Annotated in this window: 16 protein-coding genes; 8 read left to right on the forward strand and 8 right to left on the reverse strand. The window is 68.4% G+C overall.

Annotation, left to right across the window (positions count from 1 at the left end):
- The first annotated feature begins 28 nt into the window (after positions 1-28).
- The gene (locus tag NAM01S_RS18415; protein ID WP_067786996.1) at positions 29-2095 is read left to right on the forward strand and encodes a PhoX family protein; all 2067 of its coding nucleotides are present in this window, start codon (positions 29-31) and stop codon (positions 2093-2095) included.
- A 135-nt stretch (positions 2096-2230) separates the two neighbouring features.
- On the opposite strand, the gene NAM01S_RS18420 is transcribed toward NAM01S_RS18415, so the two are convergent.
- Both NAM01S_RS18420 and ggh read right to left on the reverse strand, forming a co-directional pair.
- On the reverse strand, positions 2231-2953 hold the full coding sequence (locus NAM01S_RS18420; RefSeq protein WP_067786877.1) for a glycoside hydrolase family 25 protein: 723 nt from the start codon (positions 2951-2953) through the stop codon (positions 2231-2233).
- A gap of 73 nt (positions 2954-3026) precedes the next feature.
- On the reverse strand, positions 3027-4364 hold the full coding sequence (gene ggh / locus NAM01S_RS18425; protein ID WP_067786879.1) for a glucosylglycerate hydrolase: 1338 nt from the start codon (positions 4362-4364) through the stop codon (positions 3027-3029).
- 207 nt (positions 4365-4571) lie between these two features.
- Between ggh and NAM01S_RS18430 the strand changes: the two genes are divergently transcribed.
- Positions 4572-5273, forward strand: a complete 702-nt coding sequence (locus NAM01S_RS18430) for an SDR family oxidoreductase (RefSeq protein WP_067786998.1) — start codon at positions 4572-4574, stop codon at positions 5271-5273.
- Between the two features lie 137 nt (positions 5274-5410).
- On the opposite strand, the gene leuS is transcribed toward NAM01S_RS18430, so the two are convergent.
- Entirely contained in the window at positions 5411-8257 is a 2847-nt protein-coding gene (gene leuS / locus NAM01S_RS18435; protein WP_067786881.1) for a leucine--tRNA ligase, read from the reverse strand.
- 114 nt (positions 8258-8371) lie between these two features.
- Here leuS and NAM01S_RS18440 point away from each other — a divergent pair, with 114 nt between their 5' ends.
- The 3 genes from NAM01S_RS18440 to NAM01S_RS18450 all read left to right on the forward strand — a co-directional run bounded on the left by NAM01S_RS18440 (position 8372) and on the right by NAM01S_RS18450 (position 9446).
- Positions 8372-8779 carry an SdpI family protein gene (locus NAM01S_RS18440; RefSeq protein WP_067786883.1) on the forward strand — a complete coding sequence of 136 codons (408 nt, stop codon included), beginning with the start codon at positions 8372-8374 and terminating at the stop codon, positions 8777-8779.
- 70 nt (positions 8780-8849) lie between these two features.
- Positions 8850-9059 carry a hypothetical protein gene (locus NAM01S_RS18445; RefSeq protein ID WP_067786884.1) on the forward strand — a complete coding sequence of 70 codons (210 nt, stop codon included), beginning with the start codon at positions 8850-8852 and terminating at the stop codon, positions 9057-9059.
- A gap of 48 nt (positions 9060-9107) precedes the next feature.
- Positions 9108-9446, forward strand: a complete 339-nt coding sequence (locus NAM01S_RS18450) for a hypothetical protein (RefSeq protein WP_176579726.1) — start codon at positions 9108-9110, stop codon at positions 9444-9446.
- A 17-nt stretch (positions 9447-9463) separates the two neighbouring features.
- On the opposite strand, the gene NAM01S_RS18455 is transcribed toward NAM01S_RS18450, so the two are convergent.
- The 5 genes from NAM01S_RS18455 to NAM01S_RS18475 form a co-directional block, all read right to left on the reverse strand.
- A complete protein-coding gene (locus NAM01S_RS18455) occupies positions 9464-9850 on the reverse strand; it encodes a cupin domain-containing protein (protein WP_067786886.1) in 387 nt (128 codons plus the stop codon).
- 446 nt (positions 9851-10296) lie between these two features.
- The gene (locus tag NAM01S_RS18460; RefSeq protein WP_067786888.1) at positions 10297-11334 is read right to left on the reverse strand and encodes an aminotransferase class I/II-fold pyridoxal phosphate-dependent enzyme; all 1038 of its coding nucleotides are present in this window, start codon (positions 11332-11334) and stop codon (positions 10297-10299) included.
- Entirely contained in the window at positions 11331-12374 is a 1044-nt protein-coding gene (locus NAM01S_RS18465; protein ID WP_174554826.1) for a 3-oxoacyl-ACP synthase III family protein, read from the reverse strand. The genes NAM01S_RS18460 and NAM01S_RS18465 overlap by 4 nt, the downstream gene beginning before the upstream one ends.
- Before the next feature lie 8 nt (positions 12375-12382).
- Positions 12383-13042 (reverse strand): DUF8713 domain-containing protein, encoded by a 660-nt coding sequence (locus NAM01S_RS18470; protein ID WP_067786890.1) that lies wholly within the window; start codon positions 13040-13042, stop codon positions 12383-12385.
- The gene (locus tag NAM01S_RS18475; protein ID WP_067786891.1) at positions 13039-14706 is read right to left on the reverse strand and encodes a thiamine pyrophosphate-binding protein; all 1668 of its coding nucleotides are present in this window, start codon (positions 14704-14706) and stop codon (positions 13039-13041) included. Before NAM01S_RS18475 ends, NAM01S_RS18470 begins: the two co-directional genes overlap by 4 nt.
- 152 nt (positions 14707-14858) lie before the next feature.
- On the opposite strand from NAM01S_RS18475, the gene NAM01S_RS18480 reads away from it, so the two are divergent.
- From NAM01S_RS18480 to NAM01S_RS18490, 3 genes are all read left to right on the forward strand, one after another.
- A complete protein-coding gene (locus NAM01S_RS18480) occupies positions 14859-15374 on the forward strand; it encodes an EXLDI protein (protein WP_067786893.1) in 516 nt (171 codons plus the stop codon).
- A gap of 133 nt (positions 15375-15507) precedes the next feature.
- A complete protein-coding gene (locus NAM01S_RS18485; RefSeq protein WP_067786894.1) occupies positions 15508-16485 on the forward strand; it encodes an ATP-binding cassette domain-containing protein in 978 nt (325 codons plus the stop codon).
- Positions 16482-17252: an ABC transporter permease gene (locus NAM01S_RS18490; RefSeq protein ID WP_067786896.1), complete on the forward strand. Its 771-nt coding sequence runs from the start codon at positions 16482-16484 to the stop codon at positions 17250-17252. The genes NAM01S_RS18485 and NAM01S_RS18490 overlap by 4 nt, the downstream gene beginning before the upstream one ends.
- Positions 17253-17297 lie beyond the last annotated feature (45 nt).

Raw genomic sequence — 17297 nt, forward strand, 5'->3', positions numbered from 1 at the left:
CGGCCGACAGCCCAAAGCAGGAGTGATCGTGACCTTGAAACCACTCGCCCTCTTCGTGCAGCACGACGGCCGCTCCGCGCGCGCCGCCGTGACCTGCGAGTACAAATGCGCCAACGCGTGCTTCCACGAGACGCCCAACACCTCGGGCGGCGAGTACTTCGGCGACATCGTCAGCTCCCTGAACCGGCGTGGACTGATCAAGGGCGGCGCGGCCGCGGTTCTCGCGGTCGGCGCCGCCTCCGCGCTCGCGGCCTGCGGTGACGACGAGGCCACCGGCTCCACCGGAAGCACCCCGGCGGGTCCGCCCGGAACCGGAACCAACTTCACCGCGGTCGCGCCCAACAAAGAAGACGCCGTTGTCGTCTCGGAGGGCTACGAGCAGTCGGTCGTGATCCGGTGGGGCGACCCGCTTTTCGTCGACGCTCCGGCCTTCGACTTCGACCGGCAGTCGGCCGCCGCGCAGGCCAAGCAGTTCGGCTACAACAACGACTTCGCCGCCCTGCTGCCCATCGAGGGCCAGGCCAACAGCTACCTGCTCGTGGTCAACCACGAGTACACCACCGCGCCGCAGATGTTCCGCGGCTACGACAAAGCGAACCCGACGCCCGAGCAGCTCGCCATCACCATGGCGGCGCACGGCCTGACCGTCGTCGAGGTCAAGGGCGAGCCAGGCACCGGCAAGCTGACGACCGTCTTCGGCAAGTACAACCGCCGCATCACCGCCACCACCGAGTTCACCCTCACCGGTCCCGCGGCGGGCAGCGAGTTCGTGAAGACCTCCGCCGATCCGACGGGCACCAAGGTGCTCGGCACCTTCGCCAACTGCGCGGGCGGCGTAACCCCGTGGGGCACCGTGCTTTCCGGCGAGGAGAATTTCCACGGCTACTTCGCCAACGGCGACAAGCCCGCCGGCGGTGACGCGGCCGGGGCGCGGGCCAAGCGCTACGGCTTCACCGCGGGCGCGACGGCCAACCTCTGGGAGCGCGCGGACAAGCGCTTCGATCTGGCGCAGGAACCCAACGAGGCCAACCGATTCGGCTATGTCATCGAGGTCGACCCGTGGGACCCGAACTCCACGCCGGTCAAGCACTCGGCCATGGGCAGGCTCAAGCACGAGGGCGCGAACATCTACGTCACCAAGGGCGGCGACGTCGTCTCCTACACCGGCGACGACGAGAAGTTCGACTACATGTACAAATTCGTGTCGTCCCGCAAGGTGCAGTCCGGTACCGGCGCGGCGAGCAGGCGGCACAACATGACCATCCTCGACGCGGGCACGCTGTACGTCGCCAAGCTCACCGGCGACCACGCGGACAAGATCGACGGCACCGGAGCCAAGCCGTCGGACAAGGGCTTCACCGGTAAGGGACAGTGGATTCCGCTGCTGGAGACGAACGCCGAGGGCAAGGGCAGGTCGCTGGTCGACGGCATGACCGCCGAAGAGGTCGCGGTGTTCACCCGGCTCGCGGCCGACAAGGTCGGCGCGACGAAGATGGACCGCCCGGAGGACTTCGAGGCCAACCCCTACACCGGCAAGGTGTACGTCGCGCTGACCAACAACGACAACCGCGGCAAGGAGGGCAAGGCGGGCGCCGACGAGGCGAACCCGCGCAACCTCAACAAGAACGGCCAGGTCCTGGAGATCGACGACGACCACACCGGCACCGAGTTCACCTGGTCGCTGCTGCTGGTCTGCGGTGATCCGAACGCGGCGGACACCTACTACGCCGGGTTCGACAAGACCAAGGTGAGCCCGATCTCCTGCCCGGACAACCTGGCCTTCGACCCGTACGGCAACCTGTGGATCTCCACCGACGGCAACGCGCTGAAGTCCAACGACGGCCTCTTCTCGGTGGTGCTCGACGGCGCGAATCGCGGTGAGACCAAACAGTTCTTGACCGTGCCGCGCGGTGCGGAGACCTGCGGTCCGATCGTCACCGAGTCGCGGGTGATCGTGTGCGTGCAGCACCCGGGTGAGACCGACGACGCCACTCCCGACAACCCGTTCTCGCACTGGCCCGACGGTGGTTCCGCGCAGCCGAGGCCGTCCGTGGCGGTGGTGTGGAAGAAGGACGGCGGGCGGATCGGCGTGTAGTCGACTGTGCCCCGGTTGTTTTCGCCGGCTGGGCATTCGGGTCAGCCGTATCCCGTTTCCCGGCCAGCTCTGCGCTGCCATAGCTGAAGATCGTTCGCCCCCAGCCGGTTCGCCCGGCCGGGGGCGCTCGCTCAACTAACCCATATTGGCGAACGTGGCGAAATCGCCTTGGGCGCCGCTGTATACGTTGAGATCGGTGCGGCCCGCGATGCCGGGGATGCTGCCGCTGTCGGTGGTCTGCCAGAACGTCCAGGTCGGCCAGCCGCCGGGCACCTCCGGTTGGGCGTTGCCGCGGTAGTCGGCGATCCACAGCGGATAGCGGGTGAACTCGCTGGTGTTCGCCATCGCCGTCTTCCAGAAGTTCGGATAGGTGTAGATGATCGGCACCCGGCCGGTCAGCGCTTGCACCGTGTTCAGGTAGCGGTGCGTCCAGTTGATCAGCGCGGCGGGACCGAGACCGCCGGAGTGCTCCAGATCGAGCACGGGCGGCAGGTCCAGCGGACCGTTCTGACCGAGCACCGTCGCGGCGTAGAGCGCCGCCTGTGGTTCGGGCGGCAGCTGCGGGCGCGCGTAGTGGTACGTGCCGCGCGCGATGCCCGCCGCGCGCATCAACAGGCTGTCCGGCACGAAGTAGGGATTGATGTAGCTCAGGCCCTCGGTGGCCTTGACCATGGCGAAGTCGTGGCCGGACCGTTTGACCGCGAACCAGTCGATCAACCGGCCGTCGATGTGCTGCCAGGACGAGACGTCCGGCCCGACCGGCGCCGCCGCGCTCTGACCGGTCGCCGAAAGGATGCTGCCCACCACGATCGCGGACAACGCGACACTGCGAGTCGCTCTCCAACGAGTGCTATCCATGCCCTTCGACCTTAGGCCCCAGCCTCGCCTTCGCTCCCCCGCCGCGCCGAGTCCAAGCGCGCCGCGGGTGTCGTCAGCCGAGCCAGTCGAGGACCGAGGCGGCGGTCCAGGACTGCTGCATGCTGCCGAGGGGTTCGCCGGTGAAGGGTTCGTAGTACTCGGCGAAGCTGCCGTCGCTGGCCTGTCGCAAGCCCTCGGCGCGCAGCATGAAGGCGCGTTCGGCCCAGCCGCGGCGGGCGAAGACCCAGGAGAACAGCCAGCTCATCACCGGCCACACCGGTCCGCGCCAGTATTCGCGCGGGCGAAAGTCCCTGGAGACGGGGGAGGTCGAGGGCGGTAGCGCGAAGCGCAGGTCCGGGTGGCCGCAGTAGCGCGGGCCCTCGAACAGGCGAAGCAGGCTGCGTTCGGTGTCGCGTGGCAGGCCGCCGCACAGCAGCGGGGCGAAGACGGCGAGGGTCTCCGTATCGATCCAGCGCTGGAGGCGCACGTCGTAGTCGCGGGCCGCGCCGGTCCGCGCGTCGGTGGTGGCGACGACGCCCGCACGGAAGCGCTCGGCCCACGCGTAGAGGTCGCGCACGTCGGCGTGCGGCTGCTTGTACTCCTCGCCGATGTTGGCGAGCACCTCGCAGGCCAGGGCGAAGACCGCGGTGACGAACACGTCCTGCACGGCAAAGCTCATGGTGGAGGCGAGTTGGTAGTCGTCGTATCCGGCCCGCCGCATCTGCTCGACCAGCCAGAGGTACCTGTCGTACTCGCGGTCGGTGGGGCGCTGCGTCGGATCGTCGATGATCAGCACGTCCTCGCGGCGGTACGGAGGCAGATCGCCTGGGATCACGTGCTCGTAGGCGCGGTCCCAGCGCGGCGAGTTGTCCATGCCGGATTCCCAGCCGTGGTAGAGCGTGATCCGGCCGTTCTCCTTCGGATCCCGCGCGTGCGCGAGCCAGCGATGCCAGCGCACCAGGTCCGGCCAGCGGCGATTCAGGAACTCCTCGGCGACGGCCCTGGTGCTGCGCCCGTGGCGGCGGGAGTGATCGAGAATGCGCTGCACGGCGATGGCGTGCACCGGCGGCTGGGTGATGCCCGAGGTGTCCGGACCGTCGGGCGCGTTGGCGGCCAGCTTGCGGCACTCCCAGCGGGCCGGGCCGGGGAAGTAGCCGTCCACGCCGTTGGCGAACACGATGTGCGGGATCATCCCGTTCTTCCACTGCGCCGAGAGCAGCGTGTCCAACTCGACGACGGCGCGCTCCACGCTGAGCGGTGCGAGACCGACGGCCACGAACGCCGCGTCCCAGCTCCACATGTGCGGATACAGCCGAGGCGCTGCGCTGGTCATGGTGCCCAGGTCGTTGCCCCGCAGCAGGTAGGCGGCGCGCGCCGCGAGCTGAGTTGGGGTGAAACCCGGATGTGCCATCCCCCTATTCTGCGATCCGACGCGCAAATATGCCCGATCAGCGGCGGTGGGTTGCGTCGCAGCGCGGCGCACCAGGTGTTCGGCGGATCTCACTCTCGCATGCCCCGTCCGTGGAGATTGGTTACCGACGTATGCGTGCATCGCTACGAGTCGGCGCAGTGCTACGGATTCGAGGTCGCTTCCGGCGTGCCGACTACGGTGGGGCGCATGAACACCGCCGTCACCAGCACACCGAAGCCGACCGCGTTGATCACCGGAGCCAGCCGCGGGCTCGGCGCGGCCATCGCCCGCGAACTCGCGCCGGGACACGAGCTGCTGCTCGGCGCGCGCTCGAAAGACGCGCTGCGCGACATCCGCGCCGAGCTGCCGGAGGCGACGCCGTGGCCGGTGGAGCTCACCGATTACGCGGGAGTCGCCGCGGCGGTCGGCGCGGTCGAGCGGCTGGACGTGCTCGTGCACAACGCCGGGATCGCCGATCTCGGCACCATCGCGGAGTCGTCGGTGGACCAGTGGCGAAACACGTTGGAGGCCAACCTCATCGCCGTCGCCGAACTGACCAGGCTGCTGCTGCCCGCGTTGCGCGCGTCGAACGGCCATGTGGTGCTGATCAATTCGGGCGCCGGGCTGCGGGCCAACGCGGGCTGGGCCTCCTACGCGGCGAGCAAGTTCGGGTTGCGCGCCTTCGCCGACGCGCTGCGGCTCGAGGAACCCGCGCTGCGCGTGACCTCGATCTTCCCCGGCCGTATCGATACCGACATGCAGCGGGAGATCACCACCAACGAGGGTCGCGAGTACCGGCCGGAGGAGTTCCTGACCCCCGAGACGGTCGCGGCGGCGGTGCGGCACGCCATCGAGACGCCGCGCGACGCGCACCCGACGGAGATCGTGCTGCGGCCCCTCGCCCGCTGACGACCGAGGGTGACCGTCAGCAGTCCATCCCGACCGGATGTCACCTTCGGTCGGGTACCGAGCGCTCGACTGAAGGTGACATCCGGCCTATTCGAGGGGCTGGAGGTCACCTTCGGTCGAGAGGTTCGGTCGGGAGGTCAGGCGACGATGTTGATCAGGCGGCCCGGCACGACGATCAGCTTGCGTGGTGCGGCGCCGTTCAGGAGTGCGGCGATCTTCTCGTCGGCCAGCGCGGCCGCCTCGATGGCGGCGTTGTCGGCGTCGGCGGGGACCTGAATCCGGCTGCGCACCTTGCCGTTCACCTGGATCGGGTACTCCACCGTGTCCTCGACGAGCAGCGCGGGATCCGCGACCGGGAACGGTCCGTGCGCCAGGGAAACGCTGTGGCCCAACCGTTCCCACAGTTCCTCGGCGATGTGCGGGGCGAGCGGGGCCAGCATCAGCACCAGCGGTTCCACCACCGAGCGCGGTGCGCCGTTCGGGTAGTTCTTGGTCAGGTGGTTGGTCAGCTCGATGAGCTTCGCGCCCGCCGTATTGTCACGCAGTGCGGCGAAATCCTCGTCGACGCCCGCGATCGTCTTGTGCGTCAGGCGCAGGGTCTCCTCCGACGGCGCGTCCTCGGTGACGCGCAGCGCGCCCGTCTCCTCGTCGACCACCAGACGCCAGACCCGCTGCAGGAACCGGTGCGCGCCGACGACGTCCTTGGTCGCCCACGGCCGCGAGGTGTCCAGCGGACCCATCGACATCTCGTAGAAGCGGAAGGTGTCTGCGCCGTACAGATCGCACATCTCGTCCGGAGAGATGGCGTTCTTCAACGACTTTCCGATCTTGCCGTACTCCTGGAACACCTCGATCTCGACGCCGGTCGCGTCCGTCCAGAAGAACTTGCCCGCCCGCTCGACGATCTCGGCCGCGGGCACGTACGCGCCGCGCTCGTCGGTGTAGGCGTGCGCCTGGATGTAGCCCTGGTTGAACAGCCGCCGGTACGGCTCGCTGCTGCTCACGTCGCCCAGGTCGAAGAGCACCTTCTGCCAGAAGCGCGCGTACAGCAGGTGCAGCACGGCGTGCTCCACGCCGCCGACGTACAGATCGACGCCGCCCGGATCGTTCGGGCCGTGCTCCGCGGTGCGCGGACCCAGCCAGTACTGCTCGTTCTCCTTGGCGCAGAACGCCTCCGGGTTGGTCGGGTCGGCGTAGCGCAGCTGGTACCAGGAGCTGCCCGCCCAGTTCGGCATGACGTTGGTGTCGCGCCGGTACTTCTTCGGCCCGTCGCCGAGATCCAGCTCGACGTGCACCCAGTCGGTGGCCTTGGCCAGCGGCGGGGAGGGCTCGGAGTTCGCGTCGTCCGGGTCGAAGGTGACCGGCGCGAAGTCGTCCAGCTCGGGAAGCCGCACGGGCAGCATGGATTCCGGCAGCGCGTGCGGTGCGCCATGCTCGTCGTAGACGATCGGGAACGGCTCGCCCCAGTAGCGCTGGCGGGCGAACAGCCAGTCGCGCAGCTTGTACTGGATGGTTCCGGTGCCGTGCCCGTCGGCCTCCAGCCTGCCGATGACGGTCGCCTTGGCCTCCTCGACCGAAAGACCGTTCAGGTAATCGGAATTCACCAGTTCGCCCTCGCCCGAATGGGCGCCGTTGGCGACGTCGCCGCCGGAGATGACCTCCACGATCGGCAGTCCGAACGCGGTGGCGAATTCGTGGTCGCGGTGATCGTGGCCGGGCACCGCCATGATCGCGCCGGTGCCGTAGCCGATCAGCACGTAGTCGGCGACGAAGATCGGAATCCGTTGTCCGTTCACCGGATTCGTGGCGTACGCGCCGAGGAAGACGCCGGTCTTCTCCTTGTTCTCCTGGCGCTCCAGATCCGACTTGGCCGCGATGGCCTTGCGGTAGGCGGCGACGGCGTCGGCGGGCGAGGCCGAACCCTCGTAGGTCCAGCGGGAATCGGTGCCTTCCGGCCACTGCGCCGCGGCCAGCCGGTCGACCAGCTCGTGTTCGGGGGCCAGCACCATGTAGGTCGCGCCGAACAGGGTGTCGGGACGGGTGGTGAACACCTCGATCTGGCCCGCGTCCGAATCGAACTTCACCTGCGCGCCGCGCGAACGCCCGATCCAGTTGCGCTGCATGGCCTTCACGTTCTCCGGCCAGTCCAGCAGATCCAGGTCGTCGACCAGGCGGTCCGAGTAGGCGGTGATGCGCATCATCCACTGCCACAGGCGCTTACGGAAGACCGGGAAGTTGCCGCGCTCGCTGCGGCCCTCTGCGGTGACCTCCTCGTTGGACAGCACGGTGCCCAGACCGGGGCACCAGTTGACCATCGAATCGGTCTGGTACACCAGGCGATACGAGTCGATCACCGCGGCGCGCTCGTCGGCGGACATGGTGTTCCAGTCCTTGCCCTCGGGCGCGGGACGCGCGCCGGAGGCGAACTGCTCCTCCAGATCGGCGATCGGCCGGGCGCGACCGGTCTCCAGGTCGTACCAGGCGTTGTAGATGCGCAGGAAGATCCACTGCGTCCAGCGGTAGTACTCCGGGTCGGTGGTCGCGAACGAGCGACGACGGTCGTGGCCGAGACCCAGCCGGTCCAGCTGGCGCTGCATGGTGGCGATGTTGGACTCGGTGGTGTCGCGCGGGTGCGCTCCGGTCTGCACCGCGTACTGCTCGGCGGGCAGGCCGAAGGCGTCGTAGCCCAGCGCGTGCAGCACGTTGCGTCCGTGCATGCGGTGGTAGCGGGCGAACACGTCGGTCGCGATGTAGCCCAGCGGGTGGCCGACGTGCAGGCCCGCGCCAGACGGGTACGGGAACATGTCCTGGACGAACAGCTTGTCCGCGGGAGTGTCCCCGGCGAGCGGGCCGGTCGGGTTCGGCGCGTGGAAGGTGCCACGCTCCACCCAGTTCTGCTGCCACCGGCGCTCGATGCGGCCCGCGAGGTCAGCGTTGTACCGGTGCTGGGGTACATCGCTCTCGGTTGCACGACTGTCCTGCACGGTCCTGCCTTCTTGTTCTCGCCGATCCTGGACAAACTTCGTATTACAGGGTAGAACGTCCGGTCCGAGGGACCGAAAATCGGGCCGCGCGCGTCCGTGCGCTAGCCTGCATAGGTGTTCGTAGTCGCTCTCGTCCTGTTCGTGTTGGCCGCCGTAGCCATCGCGACCGGCGTGCTCGGACTGATCGGCAAACTCCCGCCCAACCGCTTCGTCGGTGTGCACACCGAAGCCGCCCTCACCTCCGAAGAGACCTTCCGCATCGCGAACCGCGTCGCCGCCCCGACCTCGGTCGCCGCCGGTGCGCTGCTGTTCGCCGGTGGTCTGGTCGCCTTCGCCGCGGGCGGTGTCGTTGCTCTCGTCGTGGGTGGCGCCGCCGCCGTCATCGCCCTGTTCACCCTGGGTGCGGGCGCGAACGCCGCGGGCGAGGCGATCGCCGCTCTCGTGCCCGCGAAAGACATCGGCGGCTGCGGCCAGTCCTGCGGCGCGTGCTCCCTGCGCGACGCCTGCGAGCCCGCGAACTGATCCACTTCCCGAGCCCCTCCCCGCGCGTACCCTGAGTTCATCAGTGGGCGATTCGCCTTCGGAGGGGCTCATGATTTTCGTCATGGCGTTGGTCGTCGCCATGTTCGCCGCCGCCATCCTCGACGTCTACGGCGTCGTGGTGTCCGTGCCCGTCTTCGCGTCGGCGGTGGGTGTCGTCTGGTACGGCATAACACAGCGCCAAAGCGGCGGGGCGGTGCCGCCGCGGCACCCTGGCATCGCCCCTGGAAAACAGCGGGTTCTTGTCGGTGGTCGTCGGTAGGCTTGGGGAAAGCTCGCCGCTCGGCGGCTCTATCCGGGGGAGGTTCGGATGTACTTCGGGTTCGCGTTGGTGGCCTTCGTCGCGGGGTTGGCCGTGAGCGCGCCATTCGGACTCGGCGTGGGCGCGGTGTTCTTCGCGTTGACCGCCGTGCTGCTCGTCGTCGGGCTCGTCCGGCTCGGCCGCGCACCCTTACCCACCTCGCCGCGACACCGCGGCAAGGGCAGGGGAGCCGCCGGTTGGGGCGCGGCCGCGAGCGCGGGCGGCTTCACCTTCTTCGGCGATGGCGGCGGCAGTGACGGCCGGAGCGGCGGCTGCGGTGGCGGCGGCGGCAGCTGTAGCGGCGGCGGAGGAGGCGGCTGCGGCGGCGGAGGTTGCGGCGGCGGCTGACATCCCGCCCACGCGGGTCAGTCGGTACCCGGGGGTGGTGGAATGCTGCGGGAGAGCGGGCTGCCCTTCGGGTTGAGGTAGAGGACGAAAAGGGTGACCGCGGCGGGGCCGAGGTTGCGGGCGACGTGCGGGTATCGCGGGCCGCTCGGTTCGCGGAACACCCGGCCGCGGTGGTAGGTGACGGGGGCGCCGTCGGGGCCGGGGTGGTCGAGTGTTCCGCGTGCGACCAGGACGAAGAGGGTGCCGTCGTGGTAGTGCCAGCCGCTGGTGCCGCCGGGATCGATCACGGTCTGGCGCAGCAGGATGTCGCGCCCGGCGATGGTGAAGCGCGCGAGTACTCGGCTCGCGGTCCCCGACGCGGGCGCGGCATTGGCCACCAGAGCGGGCAGACGTGGGATTCGCACCCACCCATCGAACCATCCGGCAGGGAGGCTTTCGCGTCCTTGGTTCGCTGCCGCGGAACGCCGCCGAGCAGGACTTGGGTGAGTTCCCGCTCGCCGGACGGGTCGGGTGCGCTGGCCGCGCTCGCTACCGTCCCGATCTCCGGCTGCTACCACGGCGCCACGGCTGGGATTCGTGCCGTCTCGGGCGTCGATGACCACCGCGCGCCCAGCGCCGGGCGGCCGAGCTCAGACCGCCGGGCGGCTTTCTCGATTCTTCGCGCGTACCGAGGCATCCTCTCTCGGACGAGCGGGTACCGGTCTTGCACTGCGACAGCGACGTCATTCGATGCTGACGCGCTGCCCGCCTCCACTGGCGTAAGCGGTTGGCGGGAAGCTCGCAGCGCCCCGACTTGCGTGGCGCTGTCCCGTTGTGGGCTTCCGGGCCGTCCCGAGTAACGGCCGTTCGGTCAGCGCAAACCCGCGACGGCCGCCAGTACTGCTCGTCCCGCCTCTCGGTCGCCGACGGCGATGCGTGCGCTCCCGTCCGGGTAGAACTTCGCCGCGATACCCGCCCGACGCAGGGCCGTCGCGATCCCCGGCCCCGGGAGGTAGAGGAAGTTGGCGTGGCTACGGGGGATGGGGTGGCCGCAGGCGAGTAGGGCATTGCGCAAACCCTCGCGTTCGGCGGTGATCAGCCGGATTCGGGTCTGGAGTTCGGGTTCGGCGGCGTAGGAGGCGGACACGGCGGCGACGGCGGAGGTGGAGATGCCGAAGGGGAGTTGCAGGCGTCGCACTCGTTCGACGAGTTCGCTCCGACCGAACGCGTATCCGATGCGTAACCCCGCGAGCCCGTAGGCCTTCGAGAAGGTCCGCAGCACAAGGAGATTCGGATACTTCCGGAGCAGCGCGAGGGTGTCGAGCCGTTCGGCGGGCCCGAGGAACTCGGCGTACGCCTCGTCGAGCACGACGGTCACCCGGTTCGGCACGGCGCCGAGGAAGGATTTCAGCTCGCCGGCGGGCACGACGGTTCCGGTGGGATTGTGTGGACGGCACACCACGACCAACGCCGTCCGCTTGTCGATCGCCCGCCGCATCGCGGGAAGATCCTGATCGCCCGAGGCGTCCAACGGCACCGGAACCAGATTCACCCCGACCATCCCCGCGATGATCGGATATCCATCGAAGGTCGGTGTGCCCGCGACGATCTCCGCGCCGTCTCCGGTGACGGCCTGGATGATCTGCATGGCGACTCCGGTCGCCCCTGACCCGACGACCACCTGGTCGCCCCGCACGCCGACATGTCGCGCGATGATCTCGGGCAACTGCCGAGGCAGGAACTCGGGATACCGATTCGCCTGCGCAAGCGCCTGATTCACCGCGCGAAGCACGGAGGGCAGTGGCGGAAAGGGATTCTCGCTCAGCGACAGATCGAACCGAACCGGCCGCGAACCCTGCCGACGGTGGTGTCGCGAGGACCGGGTGTCCTCGGCGGACCCGATGTTCATCCCGCCGCGCCCCAGCGCACCGCGGCGGCGGCGGCGAAATCGCCCGCGTGCGCGAACGCGGACATCAGTACCACCGATCCGTTGCGCAGCCGACCGGCCTGATTCTCCACATCCAAGGTGACCGGAATCCCCGCGGCGAACAAGTTCCCGCACCGGTCGAAGGTGTCGGGATGTCGTTCCGCGGGCAGCTCGAGCGCGTCGTGCCAGTTGCGCAGGAACAGCCGGTTCGGCTGGTTGGTGACGAACGTGTCGATGTCGCGCCCCTTCACGCCGATCCGATCGCACACCGCGAGCGCCACTTCCGGCACCAGCCGGTTGCCGCGCGCGAACACCTTGGTGACCTTGGATTCGGTGAAGCTCACACAGGCCTGGCCGGAACCGGGTTCCCAGTACTTGCGCTCGCCGTTGGTCGTGAAATCCATGTCCCCGGCGAATTCCGGGTAGGTGCGGCATTCGATGTCGAGGATCGGCGCGCTGTCGTCCTTCACCAGCAGTCCGACGCCGCAACCGTCGCCGGGCACCGGCGCCTGCGCGAGTTTGCGAATCTCGGTCTGGGTGAACACCGGTCCCGCGCAGTTCTGTGCCACCGCGATGAGCGCGGTGCGAGCGTCGGTGGTCTGCAAGATCATTCGGGCCAACGCCATCATGTGCACGAAGGCCGCGCAGCCGCCGTTGTGGATGTCGTAGACGACGCGCGGCCGCATACCGAGCCGCTTGGCGACCTCGGGCCCGCTGCCGAGCACCGGATTGTCCGGCAGCTGCGTGTGCGTGATCAGCACATCGACACTCGAAAGCGACTGTGCCCCTCGACGTTCCCGCATCGGCTCGACCGCGCGCTCGATCATGTCGACGGCCGTCTCGTCTCGCGCCACGTGGTGACGCCCACGCGGGGCGCGGAACATCACGTTCTTCGCCATCCGGTCCGAGCGCGCGAAATGGGTGAAGTACTCGGTGTCGACGGGCGCGCCGGGCAGGTAGGACGACACGTCGACCAGGCTGACGGTGGGCAGCGGCGAGGCGTCCGGATCGGTCACGTACATGCGCGTCCTCACTTCATCCAGTCGGGCTTGATCGGCAAGCCGTGCGCGGCACGGTATTCGCAGATCGCCTTGAGGTTGTCCAGCTCGAGCTGGTGACCGGCGGAGAACATCTCCCAGAAGTCGCCGACCCACACCGGACGCCCGGCGGGCGCGGTCTCCGGATAGGGGTTCTCGTCGTAGAACGGGTGACGGCAATTCGTCCACAGCACAACCGAACCCGGCTTGTTCAGCACGACTTGCGCGTCGACGACCCGCATCAGGTAGACCATCCACAGGTGCCGCCCCTGGTCCCACGCGCAGTGGTAGTCGACGGTCATCGCGTCCGGATTGGCCACCGTCCGGGTGTAGATCTTCGTTGCGTCGCCGAGCCGGTCGTGGGCCAGCCACAGGCCAGGTTCCTCGGTTTCGGTGAATCCGCGCAGGCTGTAGGTCCATTCCTCCAGCGACCTGGTGTCGGCAAGGTACTCGTACACCTCGCGGGGCGGCGCGGCGACATAGCCCTGAACCGGGCAGAAGTCACCGAAGATCTGGTCGTGCGGATACACCGACCGCAGCATGTCCATGATGATCGGGGTGGTCGCGTCCTTGTCGGAGTTCTCGATCCGCAGCACGCCGGGTACGACGTCTTCCGGGATGTCGCTGAGCGCGGGCAGGGCGCTGGTCGTCACGGGGTCCTCCTGGAGTTCTCGAGTGTGGTGAGAAACGGTGTGAACGGGGGGATCTCGTCCGGATCGCAGTCGACCGCGAGGAACGACGGACCCGGTGTGTCCAGGCCGCGTCCGAGCGCGTCGGCGAGCTCGGTGGGTGTGCGCACGGTGTACGCGGGCAGGTCGGGAAACATGGCGGCGATACCGTCGCCGAGGAACGCGGGCCGGAACCTGTTGAAGCTGTACCGATCTCGGTAGTAGAGCTGTTCGCGCGTGACGCACATGGCGTGCGCGTTGTTGTTCAGCACGACGAAGGTGATCGGCAGCCGGTGTTCGACGGCGGTGTGCACCTCCATGCCGTGCATGTAGAACGCACCGTCGCCCGCGATCACCACGGTGCGACCTGGCCCGCGCCGGGCGAACGCGGCGCCGATACCCGCGCCGAAGGCGTAGCCCATTCCGCCCATGCCGAGGGCGACGACGAACCGTCCGCCGCGCGGCACTCGCAGGTGGTGCACCACCGCGGCGCCGGTGTTGCCCGCGTCGGCGAAGACGTCGGTGCCGTCGGGAAGCGCCGCGCCGATGATCTCGACGAGTTCTCGGTAGCGCAGTCCCGGCCCGTCGGCGGCGGGTACCTGGAGCGATGTCAGGGCGGCCGCGGGCGCCGCGTGCGTTTCGATTGCGGTGCTCGCGAATTCGTCGGCGAGCTCGCCGAGCGTGATCGACAGATCGGTGCTCGTCGCGTGGATCGTCGGCGGGTACGGCGGGGCGATGCCGATGCTGGCGACGGAGAGTTCGGCGAGCAGGTCGTCGAGCCCGGCGCGAGCGGTGACGGGCAGGCGGGTGCCGATCACCAGGCAGAGCGCGGCCGATCGGAGGTCCGCGGTGAGTTCGGGATGTCCCATGCTGCCCGCGACGCCGCAGAAGCCGGGGTCGAAGTTGTCGTAGACGTCCTTGGCGTCCGGCGCGACGCCGACAGCGGCGTCCAGAGCCGTTGCGAGACGCGCCAATTCGTCTCGCGCGCCGTCGCGGGCGACCTGATCGCCCGCGATGATCACGATCTTTCCCGTGCTGCGCGCCGCGGAAAGCGCGGCGCGCACCGCGGTGAGCCCGCTCGCATCGCGACGGTGCGAGCGTGGCGGCAACCGGAACGGCGGGACCGTGTCGACCCCGGCCTGCTGCACATCCTTGGGCAGCAGCAGGACCGCGGGCCCACCGCGCCGGGCGGCGGCGACTGCCCTGACCACGCTGTCGGGCAGTTGGGCCGCCGTTTCCACACGGGCGCAGTACCGGCTGACGGAGCCGAACAGGCGGACCGCATCGATCGAGCCCGCGCGCCCGCTGGAGTCCTGGAACGCCCCTCGCCCCTCCAGCGCCGTCGGCGGCTGGCCGACGAGCGCCAGCACGGGCACCCGGGACGCATACGATTCGGCAAGTCCGGCAACGAGATTCATCGCCCCGCCGCCGGATGTCGCGGCGACGACGCCGAGGCCTGCGGTGACCCTGGCGTAGCCGTCGGCCATGGTGGCCGCGGAGAATTCGTGCTTGGCCACCACACCGGTGACCTCGGAATCGAACAGTGCGTCGTAGAGGTCTTCGATATTGGCGCCGTCGACGCCGAAGATATGCCGCACACCGAGTGTCGAAACCGCCCGAACCAGATAATCCACGACCCTGTCAGGCATGGACGCTCCTTCCCCGGATACCGCCGACAGCGCGTGCGCCCGGCCCGATCGCATACCTCGTACACGAGGAATACGAGATGCCCCGCCCGGCGGTTCAACCGCGAACGGCCGAGCCGCTTGCGTGTACGTATACATCTACGTATAGTGAGTTCATGCCCAACAAGACCATCTACGTAGCCGACGACGATCTACCGCTGTTCCAGCGTGCTCAGGAGCTGGTAGGCGGCAATCTGTCCGGCGCGGTGACCACGGCGCTGCGCCGTTTCATCGAGCTGGAGGAGGGGCGCCAAGAAGGGTACGAGGAAGTGGTCCTCCGGGTCGGCCACAACGGTGTCCGGCAGGTGCGTTTCGCCGGGTCCCTGCTCGGCGAATGGCGCGACCTCAACGACGAGCGCACCGAGCACGTGCGGGTCTTCCGGTCTCGCAAGGGCAAGTTCGTGCTGCACGCGCAGTACTCGAACTGGTCCGAATTCCCCTCCGACACCAACATTTTCAAGGACTGGAGGCATTGGCGGCGGTTCACCGGCCTCGGTGATCAGGACTGGGGTGATTTCGTCATGGAGATCGCCGACTCGCTCGACGAGCTGAAGGACAAGATGCCTGCCAAGCTCTACGAGCGCGTTGCCTACATCGCCGACCGCCCGCAGATCGAGGACCTCGACATCTGATCCCGCGAAAAGCGCTCCGCGACAACTGAACGGCGCGTTCCAAAGAGCAACACCGCACCGCTATTGGGCGGCGGTGCGGGTGAAGTATGCACTTATTCGAATCAAGTAATGAATTATTCACGGAAGGATCACCATGATCAACGGTCATCGTGCGCCGGCGATCTCGGCGTTCGGACTCTGCAAATCGTACGGCGAGCACGTGGTGCTCGACGGCATCGATCTCACCGTGCCGGAAGGGACCATCTTCTCGCTGCTCGGGCCGAACGGCGCGGGCAAGACAACGACCGTGCAGATCCTCACCACGCTGATCGGCGCCGACTCCGGCGAAATCCGGGTCGGCGGTCACGATCTCGCCGCCGAGCGCGACGACGTGCGGTCGGTGATCGGCGTGACCGGACAGTTCTCCGCGGTGGACGAACTACTGACCGGCCGGGAGAACCTGCTGCTCATGGCGGATCTGCACCATCTGCCGCGGCGGGACGGCAAGCGCCTCGCCGACGACCTGCTGGCCCGCTTCGACCTGGTCGAGGCCGCCGACAAGACGGCCGCGACCTACTCCGGCGGCATGGTGCGGCGACTCGACCTGGCGATGACGCTGGTCGGCGACCCGCGCGTCATCTTCCTGGACGAACCGACCACCGGTCTCGACCCGCGCAGCAGGCGCTCGATGTGGGAGATCATTCGCGCGCTGGTCGACGACTACAGCGTGACCGTCTTCCTCACCACCCAGTACCTGGAGGAGGCCGATCAGCTCGCCGACCGGATCGCCGTGCTCGACGGCGGTCGCATCGTCGCCGAGGGCACCGCCGCCGAACTGAAGAAGCTGGTGCCCGGCGGACACATCCGTCTCGAATTCGCCACCGCCGCTGAGCTTTCCGCTGCGTCGGACGTGCTCGGCGAGACCACGCGCGTGCTGGACGGCCTCGGCGACGAGGAGCTGACCCTCGCCGTGCCGAGCGACGGCGGCGTGAAATCGCTGCGCTCCGTGCTGGATCTGCTCGACGACGCGCGCATCGAGGTCGAAGGCCTCTCCGTACACACCCCCAACCTGGACGACGTCTTCCTCGCCCTCACCGGGCACCCGACTGCCGAGAAGGAGATCGTGCGATGAGCACAACCTCGTTCGCGCTCACCGATTCGGTGACCATGCTGCGCCGAAACCTGCTGCACGCCAAGCGCTATCCCAGCATGACCTTCAGCGTTGTTGTCATGCCGGTGATCCTCATGCTGGTGTTCAACTTCGTCTTCGGCGGCGCGCTGGAGAAGTCCTCGGGCGGCAACTACATCGATTACCTGACCCCGGGCATGATGCTGATGCTCCCGGCGTATCTGACGGTCGCGGTGTCCGTCTCCGTCGCATCCGACAAAACCAAGGGCATCGTGAATCGCCTTCGCACCATGGCGATCTTCCAGCCCTCGATGCTGGCGGGGCATGTCATCGGCGCGCTGATCCAGGCGCTCATCGGCGTCGTGATCATGGTCGCGGTTGCGCTGCTCATCGGTTTCCGGCCCAACGCCAACCCGGTGGAATGGGTGGCCGTGTTCGGCCTGTTCGCGCTGGTGATGTTCGCGTTCTCCTGGCTCGGGGTGGCGCTCGGCCTGATCGCGCCCAATCCGGAGAGCGCGAGCAACCTGCCGTTCCCACTGGTGATGATGCCGTTCCTGGGCAGCGGTCTGGTCGCCACCGACACCATGCCGGTCGGCATGCGCCAGTTCGCCGAGTACCAGCCGTTCACCCCGCTGACCGAGACGCTGCGCGGCCTGCTGATGGGCACCGAGATCGGCAACAACGGCATCATCGCGCTCGCCTGGTGCGTCGGCCTCGGCCTGGTCGGCTACCTCTGGTCGACGTCGCTGTTCCGCAAACAGTCCGCCTGAGGCGGTTCTCGCTGCGGCACAACCGAATACCACTCACCGCGCCTC

The organism is Nocardia amikacinitolerans NBRC 108937 (assembly GCF_001612615.1).
Classification (GTDB): Bacteria; Actinomycetota; Actinomycetes; order Mycobacteriales; family Mycobacteriaceae; genus Nocardia; species Nocardia amikacinitolerans.